Source organism: Mesobacillus sp. (genome assembly GCF_049588175.1).
GTDB lineage: Bacteria > Bacillota > Bacilli > Bacillales > Cytobacillaceae > Mesobacillus.
In genome coordinates this window covers 1-9,543 of the sequence record NZ_JBAVFI010000394.1, presented here as the reverse complement: position 1 = coordinate 9,543, position 9,543 = coordinate 1, and the positions used below count along the sequence as shown (strand labels likewise).

The 9,543-nt window shown below is 40.0% G+C and carries 9 protein-coding genes; 7 read left to right on the top strand and 2 right to left on the bottom strand.

Annotation, left to right across the window (positions count from 1 at the left end; translation table 11 throughout):
- Positions 1 to 1,272 (top strand): rhomboid family intramembrane serine protease (locus WB217_RS09990; protein WP_423993012.1); only part of this gene is annotated, 1,272 nt, incomplete at its 5' end.
- Here the strand turns inward: WB217_RS09990 and WB217_RS09985 are convergent.
- Positions 1,250 to 2,122 carry a hypothetical protein gene (locus WB217_RS09985; RefSeq protein WP_423993010.1) on the bottom strand — a complete coding sequence of 291 codons (873 nt, stop codon included), beginning with the start codon at positions 2,120 to 2,122 and terminating at the stop codon, positions 1,250 to 1,252. The genes WB217_RS09990 and WB217_RS09985 overlap by 23 nt on opposite strands.
- Positions 2,123 to 2,289: 167 nt before the next feature.
- Here WB217_RS09985 and WB217_RS09980 point away from each other — a divergent pair, with 167 nt between their 5' ends.
- The 6 genes from WB217_RS09980 to WB217_RS09955 all read left to right on the top strand — a co-directional run bounded on the left by WB217_RS09980 (position 2,290) and on the right by WB217_RS09955 (position 9,105).
- Positions 2,290 to 3,750 carry a spore germination protein gene (locus WB217_RS09980; protein WP_423993008.1) on the top strand — a complete coding sequence of 487 codons (1,461 nt, stop codon included), beginning with the start codon at positions 2,290 to 2,292 and terminating at the stop codon, positions 3,748 to 3,750.
- Positions 3,751 to 3,999: 249 nt separating this feature from the next.
- Positions 4,000 to 4,215 (top strand): YqgQ family protein, encoded by a 216-nt coding sequence (locus tag WB217_RS09975; RefSeq protein ID WP_423993006.1) that lies wholly within the window; start codon positions 4,000 to 4,002, stop codon positions 4,213 to 4,215.
- A 6-nt stretch (positions 4,216 to 4,221) separates the two neighbouring features.
- Positions 4,222 to 5,199, top strand: a complete 978-nt coding sequence (locus tag WB217_RS09970) for an ROK family glucokinase (RefSeq protein WP_423993004.1) — start codon at positions 4,222 to 4,224, stop codon at positions 5,197 to 5,199.
- 281 nt (positions 5,200 to 5,480) lie between these two features.
- On the top strand, positions 5,481 to 7,367 hold the full coding sequence (locus tag WB217_RS09965; protein WP_423993002.1) for an LTA synthase family protein: 1,887 nt from the start codon (positions 5,481 to 5,483) through the stop codon (positions 7,365 to 7,367).
- Between the two features lie 251 nt (positions 7,368 to 7,618).
- Positions 7,619 to 8,773 carry a hypothetical protein gene (locus WB217_RS09960; protein WP_423993000.1) on the top strand — a complete coding sequence of 385 codons (1,155 nt, stop codon included), beginning with the start codon at positions 7,619 to 7,621 and terminating at the stop codon, positions 8,771 to 8,773.
- Positions 8,774 to 8,793: 20 nt separating this feature from the next.
- Entirely contained in the window at positions 8,794 to 9,105 is a 312-nt protein-coding gene (locus WB217_RS09955) for an MTH1187 family thiamine-binding protein (protein ID WP_423992998.1), read from the top strand.
- A 65-nt stretch (positions 9,106 to 9,170) separates the two neighbouring features.
- Here WB217_RS09955 and WB217_RS09950 read toward each other — a convergent pair whose 3' ends face one another.
- Entirely contained in the window at positions 9,171 to 9,347 is a 177-nt protein-coding gene (locus WB217_RS09950; RefSeq protein ID WP_335375131.1) for a DUF2759 domain-containing protein, read from the bottom strand.
- Between the last annotated feature and the right edge of the window lie 196 nt (positions 9,348 to 9,543).

Sequence of the window (9,543 nt, the reverse complement as noted above, 5' to 3'; positions counted from 1 at the left end):
GACCAAAATGGGTATCGCATTCTGCAGCTGTCAAAAGGCCAGGAAGAACTGTGGCTGGAGAAAACAGAAGTCAAGCAAGCTCAAGTCATTCGCTTGCTTCATTATAATATTGATTGGAGCAACTGGCTTCAAAGAGATATAGAACTGGTATTTAAAGGTGATCATGTAGATTACGATATAGAAACCATAAAGAAAAACGCCATTTCAACAGCATTGAACAGAGCTAAGGCTGAACAATCAGTATTTAATTATGGCAAACCATTCTTCACATATCTTTTTATTGCCATCCAAATAATCGTGTTTCTTGTCATGGAATTCGCAGGGGGCAGTACAAATTCATCCACATTGATAAAATTTGGAGCTAAATTTAATCCTCTTATTCTTGCAGGCGAATGGTGGCGTTTTTTCACACCTATTTTCATCCATATAGGACTCCTTCATTTGTTGATGAATACTCTGGCACTGTACTATTTAGGAACGATGGTGGAGCGGCTTTATGGGAACTTCCGTTTCTTCATGATCTATCTAGCTGCAGGATTTACCGGAGTGCTCGCGAGTTTTATTTATAGCCCAAATTTATCAGCTGGAGCAAGTGGAGCGATATTTGGCTGTTTTGGAGCCTTGTTGTATTTCGGCATAAGTAATCCGAGATTGTTTTGGAGGACACTGGGACTTAATATTCTTGTAGTGCTTGGCATCAATCTTGCATTTGGATTTACGATTCCTGGCATAGATAATGCAGGACATATCGGCGGGCTGATTGGCGGCTTTGCAGCGGCGGGTATTTTACATTTGCCAAAGAAAAAGCGCCCATTGCTGCAAGTAGGGTTCCTGGCAGCTTCAAGCGCATTGATTATTCTGACACTGCAATATGGTTTCAGCGGAAAAGCTGAAATTGTTGATGAACGCTCTGTCCTGGTGCTTGCCCAACAGCATATTAAGGCGGGTGAGTACGGTAAAGCATATCATGTGCTGTCCACATATTCAAAAGAAGAAAATCCATCTGCAGAGACATATTTTCTGCTCTCATATACTGAGATTAAGCAAGGCCGCCTGGAGGAAGCAAAAGGCCATTTGCTGCAAGTGGTGGAAATGGAGCCCGAGTTCCATGAAGCTTTCTATAATTTGGCTCTAATATATTTTGATGAAAAAAATTACAAAGAGGCTGAAAAATATGTTAAGAAGGCAGTGGAACTGAAACCGGACCAGGAAGAGTATAAGAAAACATTGAGCCAAATTAAGGATTTACTTAAAGCAGCTGCTTCAGAATAATGCTTTCACCATCTTTTGTTTGAGTTACTGCCAGTAAATGGCTTTTATCCTTTGAAATTAAAATGAGCGGCATGGTACTGTCTATAGAGTCGACTACAGTACCGTCGCTTTTTTTTATGCCAAGGTAGTAATTTTTATATAATCCTTCCCACAGCCTTCCGAGTATATTAGCTGTTTCCCTCTGTGAAAATCCACTTATTGGTTGATCCTCATATTTACGGATTTCATAAAGAGGGATGGCAATGTAGTTTGTGAGGTTAACCCCATAATTTTTTGCAGCCTTCTGAAGACTTTTATTCAGTCTGTTTTCCGTGCTTCGATCAAGGACTTGCTTCCATTCCCTCTCTTCCTTGCTATTAGGAACCCTGAAAGAACTGAGTGGGCTGAATTGTGAATCGATTACGTAAAGCCTATCTTCAGACATCCGTTGAGAGCTTGAAATTTTATCGCCGTTGCCATGCAGCTCTGAATAATGAAAAGTGATGGCATCATATCTTCCGCTTTCTCCTGTGGAAAGGATCTCTCCCTGTGACATGTCAGATGTATTCTGTTCCCATTTCCCGACCTTGCCCTTTAAAACACCATTGATAAATAATAGGCCTAAATCCTGTCGTAAATAGGCTTCCCGATCAAGTGCAGAATTTACTTTCCAATCTACTTGATGCTGATTGTTTTTTTTATCTTTTAGCAGCGTTAAAGTTGTGTTTGCAGTTTGATAGTGAACAGATTCATCTATTGGGAAGAAGGTGATCGTTTCCTGTGTGGGTTTGAATAGCTGCAGCTGGATTACGATAACGGAAGCTGCAATTGTCAATGCGCTAATTCCTAGAAATATAAAACTTTTCCTCATGCTCATCCCTCTCAACGTTCATATTAGTTTGTCGGTATAACCACTATATGACTCTTGTCCTGAAGACATGCATTAAGTATGTTTTAATGATACTTTGGCAAAGATGGTGAAGGAAAAGGCAGGAAAATAATGGTTTAGTGCTGTATGAAAGGTGTTTGAGAAGGGCTATGTCAGATAAAAAGAAGCATCTTGTACAAGAAAATCTAAAAGAGAATATTGAATTCCTGAGAGAAGAGCTCGGTATTGGCAAAAGCTTTGATGTTATTCAGCTTGATGTAGAGTATGCAGGCAGGGATATGGCGCTGTTCCTGGTTGATGGTTTTGTGAAGGATGACATCTTGCTCTATATCATGCAGTTGCTGGCCAAGCTGGAGCCAGGGACTTTAGAAGTAGACACCTTGAAGAAGCTGGTGAAAACGTATATACCATACGTAGAGGTTGAAACCACTGACGACTTGGATAAGGTAGCCGATATGGTCCTTGCAGGGCCGACAGCCTTGGCGATTGACGGGATCTCAGAGATGATTTTGATTGATGCCAGGACTTACCCTGTCAGGGGACCGGAGGAACCTGATACTGAGAGAGTTGTAAGGGGTTCAAGAGATGGTTTTGTCGAAACACTCGTATTTAATACTGCGCTTACCAGGAGAAGAATCCGTGACCGAACCTTAAGGATGGAATACATGCAGGCTGGCAGGCGTTCTAAGACTGATATTGTCGTTTGCTATATTGAAGATATCGCCGACCCCGAAATGGTTAAAAAGGTAAAGGATTCCATCAGCAAAATTGATACTGACGGTCTCCCAATGGCCGAAAAAACAATCGAAGAATTTATGGCTGGCCGTCATTGGAATCCGTTTCCGATGGTAAGATATACAGAAAGGCCAGATACTGCAGCCACACACTTATATGAAGGGCACGTCTGCATTATGGTTGATGGATCGCCAAGCGTGCTCATCACTCCTACAACTTACTGGCATCATTTGCAGCATGCCGAGGAATATCGAAATAAACCAATAGTGGGAGCCTATTTGCGACTAGTAAGGTTCATGGCAGTATGGTCATCCTTGTTTTTGCTGCCGCTGTGGTATTTATTCGCGGTAGAACCTGAACTGCTGCCGGATAAGCTTTCCTATATAGGCCCAAATGATCCAGGACAAATACCGCTTTTTTTACAATTTTTCATTATCGAAATCGGCATAGATGTCCTGAGGATGGCCGCAATACATACACCAACCTCACTGGCCACTGCACTGGGACTAGTCGCTGCATTGATGATTGGGCAGGTGGCGGTAGAGGTTGGCCTTCTGACCAATGAAGTCATCTTATATCTTGCTATAGCCGCAATTGGCACGTTCGCGACTCCAAGCTATGAAATGAGCCTTGCCAACAGGCTGGTAAGATTATTTTTGCTGATTTTAACAGCTGCATTCCAGCTATACGGGTTCTTGATAGGGATTGTCCTTTTCATCATCATGCTCGCAAGGATGAAGTCATTTGGCGTCCCGTATCTCTGGCCGTTCATACCGTTTAACCTGAGGGCGTTCCGGGATGTCTTAGTCCGTTCGCCAATCCCATTAAAAAATCGGCGTCCGCGAATATTGCATCCACAGGATCCGGATCGTTAATAATGTGAAACGATGAAAAGCAGCCTTCGCTGCTTTTTAGTTTTTTTTAGGATCATGGTTAGAAAATTAAACAAACACCCTTATAAGTACGATATGTTAACTCGATTTTATATACTTTAAAACAGTTTAATTAAAGAAATATAAAATCTCATAAAATCTTCTCCAGCACACTTGAGGAGGCTCCATGTATCCATTATACTTAAGTATTGTAGACATGCTCTTATATTCACAAACATTGAGGGGAATAAGTTGAAAACGATTTATGAAATCCAGCAATTCCTGAAAAAGTTCGGGACCATAATTTACATTGGCGACAGAGTTTCTGATTTAGAGCTTATGGAGTCAGAATTCAAGGAACTTTTTAATTCCCAACTGATCGAAACAAGTGTTTATCAGAATGCATTATTGCTGTTAAGACATGAGATACAGCTGGAAAAAGAAAAAACTGCAAATAAGAAAAGGTGACGCAAGATGGCTGAAAAATGGCTCATAGGTGTGGATTTAGGTGGAACAACGACTAAACTAGCGTTTATAAACTTATATGGAGAAGTTCTTCATAAATGGGAAATACCAACCGATGTTTCCAATGAAGGGAAAAATATCACCCTTCATATCGCAAAATCGATTGATCAGAAGCTGGGAGAATTAGGTCATTCCAAAAGTGAAGTTATTGGGATTGGCATGGGAGCACCTGGTCCGGTTGATCTTTCCTCAGGTGTAATTTTTGAGGCGGTAAACCTTGGCTGGAGAGAACCATATCCGTTAAAGGATTTACTTGAAGTAGAAACTTCATTGCCGGCTGTAATCGATAATGATGCTAATTGTGCGGCACTTGGTGAAATGTGGAAAGGTGCTGGCAATGGAGCAAAGGATCTCGTTTGTGTAACTTTAGGTACTGGAGTCGGCGGAGGCGTCATCACAAATGGGGATATTGTCCATGGAATAAGCGGGGCTGCAGGGGAAATCGGCCATATAACTTCTTTAGCTGAAGGTGGGGCGCCATGCAACTGCGGTAAAACGGGCTGCCTCGAAACAATTGCTTCTGCAACCGGTATTGTGAGGATTGCTAAAGAAATTCTAAATGCAGAACCTTCAAGCGGTGAGCTTGCTGGCGTTGTTAATGAAACAGGCCTGGTAACTGCAAAAGATGTATTCGATGCTGCGAGAAGGAATGATGGTATTGCCATTAAGGTAATCAACACAGTTGCATTGCACCTGGGAATCGCGCTTGCAAATATCGCTAATACACTTAATCCTGAAAAAATTGTCCTTGGCGGTGGGGTATCAAAAGCTGGAGATGTACTCCTGAATCCGGTAAAAGAACAATTCTTAAGAAATTCTTTCCCAAAAGTTGCTCAGTCAACTGAGATTAGTATAGCAACCTTAGGAAATGATGCTGGTGTGATTGGCGCAGCATGGCTTGTTAAGAATAAAATTCACCAGTCCTAAATCTTATGACAGGGAGTTTTCTCATCTATGAGAAAACTCCCTGTTTTCATTTGAGACAAAAGATTCAATTTTCGGAATTTGGACAGTGGTGAAACTTTTTGAGGTTTGAATCGTCTATAATGGTGGAAAATCACATTGATGGATTATACCTTTTGCCTTTTAAGTTGGGTTTGCTTTTTCGTAAAAAAAGTATTAAGATTATGTTTGATTCTTGAGACAGATATTTATTTATCCTAAAAATTCCCATGTCTGTTATTTAATAACAGGGAGGTAGTGAATGAATGAAAACACCTAAATGGTCAAAAGCATCCATTGTTGCAATCGCAACAATCCTGCTATGGCTGAAAACGTATATTGCCTATAAAACTAGTTTTGATATTAAAATTGAAAACTGGAGACAGGAAATCATCCTGTTCATAAATCCTTTAAGCTTCCTGATGTTCATCTTCGGAATCAGCCTGTTCATGAAGGAGAAGAACCAGAAGCGCTACGTACTGATTACAAGTTTCATAATATCCGCAGTCTTGTTCGCGAATGTTGTCTTTTATCGCTTCTTTAATGACTTCCTGACGATTCCAGTCTTATTCCAGACGAGCAACATGAGCGACTTGGGAAGCAGTGTCACCGAATTGATTAACTTCAGTGATTTATTATATTTTGCTGACTTTATCATTTTAGCCCTTCTTTTAAAAGTTAAACCGAAATTTATGGGATATCGGGAATATTCCAAAGTTGATCGCAGAGCATTCTTCCTCGTTGCGATAGCGATCGCTTTTTTCAATCTTGGAATGGCTGAAACAGAGCGTCCTCAGCTGCTTACAAGAACTTTTGACAGAGAAATGCTGGTAAAGAATATCGGAACATACAATTATCATCTTTATGATGCGTTTTTACAGTCTAAGTCATCTGCACAGCGTGCAATGGCTGATGGAAGTGAATTAGCTGATATCGACAATTATGTTCGAGCAAATTATTTGCCGCCTAATGATGAGATGTTTGGTGCAGCAAAAGGCAAGAACGTAATTCTTATTTCCATGGAATCAACACAGAACTTTGTGATTAACCAAACAGTAAATGGACAGGAAATCACTCCTTTCCTTAATGATTTCATTAAAGACAGTTATTACTTTGATAACTTCTATCACCAAACTGGCCAGGGTAAAACTTCAGACTCGGAGTTCCTGGTTGAGAATTCACTTTATCCTTTGAGCCGAGGCGCAGTTTTCTTTACTCACTCAGGGAATGAATTTACGGCTACACCGGAAATTCTAAACAAAAACGGATACTACACAGCTTCTTTACATGCTAATAATAAGAGTTTCTGGAACCGTGACATTATGTACCAATCATTAGGATATCAGCGTTTTTATTCGCTGCCTGATTACGAAGTAACTGAAGAGAATTCAGTAGGCTGGGGAATGAAGGACATTGACTTCCTTCAGCAATCTGTTCAGCATTTGAAGGAAATGCCAAAACCGTTCTACTCAAAATTCATTACATTGACGAACCACTTCCCATTTGAATTGAGTGAGGAAGATAAATTTATTCAGCCATATACGTCTGATGATAAAACAGTTAACAATTATTTCCCAACAGTTCGTTATCAGGATGAGGCTTTGAAGCTTTTTGTACAAAAATTAAAAGATGAAGGTCTTTATGAAGACTCTATTATCGTATTATATGGAGACCATTATGGCATTTCCGAAAATCATAATAAAGCTATGAGTGAATTCCTAGGCAAAGAAATTACGCCATTTGAAAGCACTCAGCTACAGAAAGTACCTTTGATTGTCCATATTCCGGGACAAGAAGGAAAGACTATATCCACAGTAGGAGGACAGATTGATATCAAGCCGACAATCTTGCACCTGCTTGGAATTGATACAAAGACTGACATTGATTTCGGTTCAGATCTTTTCTCTAAAGATCGCCTTGATTTTGCTGTACTTCGCGATGGCAGCTTTATCACGAAGGATCGTGTTTTCACACGTGAAACTTGCTATGATAAATCAACTGGTGAACCAACAGACAAAAACAGTTGTGAGCCGTATATGGAAAAAGCGAAGAATGAACTCGAATATTCCGATAAAATCATTTACGGTGACCTGTTAAGATTCTACGGCAAGCCGGCAGGCAGCAAAGAATCTTTCCCACAGAGTGAAGATTAAGATAGAATAAAAACCTGTGCCCTTGGGCGCAGGTTTTATTTGTGATTATGATTGTATTTTTCCATACTGGAGTGTATGTTATCTGTAACCGAATCGAAATTATAGATGTGCACGCCAAGTTGTTGTTCCAGGTGATCAGCAAAGTACACGAAAAGAGACTTAAATACAGATTTATTGAAATTGTATGTAACATTTGGGTGTTTTTAACGTACACATAGATACAATGTTTTAAAGGAAAAGGTGGTGTAGTGGTGAAAGGGGACAGAGAGAATACATATAAAACGCCTCTTGTGGTTTTCTTATTGATAATCCTGTTCACTTCTGCAATAAGTCTTTCTGGATGCTCTCAGAAAATGGAGGGTTCAATCCATGTCGGAGCCAAGCATGACCTGAATAGGCTTAAGGAAACACCTGGAACTTCTTTTTTAGGAGCTAGTATCATACCAATTCAGGGTGAGGATGAAGAGTTTTACAAGGCAGCAGGATGGCTCACGAATTTATCTATCCTTTATATTGCAAATAAGGGAGAGAGTTCTATTCTGTATTCCTATAATCTTGGTTCAGGAAAAGCGAATATGCTTTATAAGAGCGAGAATCCCATTATTGCGGCTGAGATAAGTCCTGATAAAAAGAAAATTTTAATTCAAGGTGCTGCCACAAATACTGGAATTTTGACGATCATCGATATCTCAGGCAAAGAAATCTTTTCGGCAGAGATTGAGTCGTATGAATTAAGTTTTGAATGGAATCCATTTAATATGGATTTGCTAATGGTATCTGCTTTTACAGAAGAGTGGGATTTTAGTACTTTTTTGTTGGACTTGAATAAGAAGCAACTAAAGGAGCTAGATCTCCCAGAGCCATTTGTTCGCTGGATTTCTGCTGAAGAACTTGTTTTCCAGGAGTGGGGGGAACAAAGTATGTCATTGCAGGCACCATTAAAGGTAGTGCCAGTAGATGATCTGAAAACTGAGCAGCTTTTTGAGGATTTGTACCAGTTTGATGCGATAGGAAAGTATCTTATCACAGTCAAGGTGGAAGAAAATGAAGATTCTGAGCTTGCACATTACACAATCTATGCCCCGGGACTAGAAACAGCAGCTAGCTTTAATGTACCGGTTCTAACATCTTTTTCTGGATGGCTCATTCCTTTTTATGATTTAATGAATGATGGGAAGGAAATCTTATATTTACGTGCGCTCCATAATGGTGAGGCGGATATTTATCAAGATGGCTTTGAGTTAGTCCGTTTAAACCTTGATACACAAAAAGAGGACCTTATTTTTTCTGGCCAGAATAATGAGCCTATTTCCTGCTCGCCTTCTGGCGAAATGTGCCTTACGGGATTTCAGTTCGATAAGGTATTAAACATTGAAACGAAGGAAATAATTGAGCTCGTCAAATAATTCAATAGGAGAGAAAACAGATGGCAATAGTAGATGTGACAGTTATTCCGATTGGTACACAGACACCTAGTGTAAGCTCATATGTAGCGGACATTCAAAAAATTCTTCAGGGATATGAAAAAGAAGGGAAAATACAATTCCAGCTCACTCCGATGAATACTTTGATAGAGGGCGAGCTGCCAGTATTGTTTGAGGTTATTCAAGCAATCCATGAGGCACCATTCAACGCGGGGATATTGAGGGTGGCGACCAATATTCGAATTGATGACCGACGGGATGTTAAGAGGAAGATGCACGAAAAAGTAGACCGGGTTAACGAGCTTTTGAAATAAGCGGTATTTGTATATGAAGCAAAACAAAAAAGACCACCTGAACGGTGGTCTTTTAATGCCTTCAATTAATGATGCGCAACTGGGAATCCGTGATTAAGGACTGTCATGACTGTGAACCAGCCAAGTACTAAGAATGTTCCTCCAGCGAATACAATTCCAAGAAGGTTTTTGTTTTTAAGCGCCGTAAATGTTCCATAGCCGGCAAGTAGCGTAACTAAAGCGAAAATAATCGCCAATCCCATGATAAAGCCCCCTTCATTAAATATTTGGCAGGCATTTAGCCTTTTTGTTGAAGTTTTAGGCGGCAGCCTGTTTATGTAATTACAAGCATACACTCGTTTTTTATTGTATATTTTTTTAAATCATTTGTCGAGGTCTAAAAATTCAACTTTAACTTTATATGCCCTTACTATACCCATAATCAGCTCTTTGTAGTGT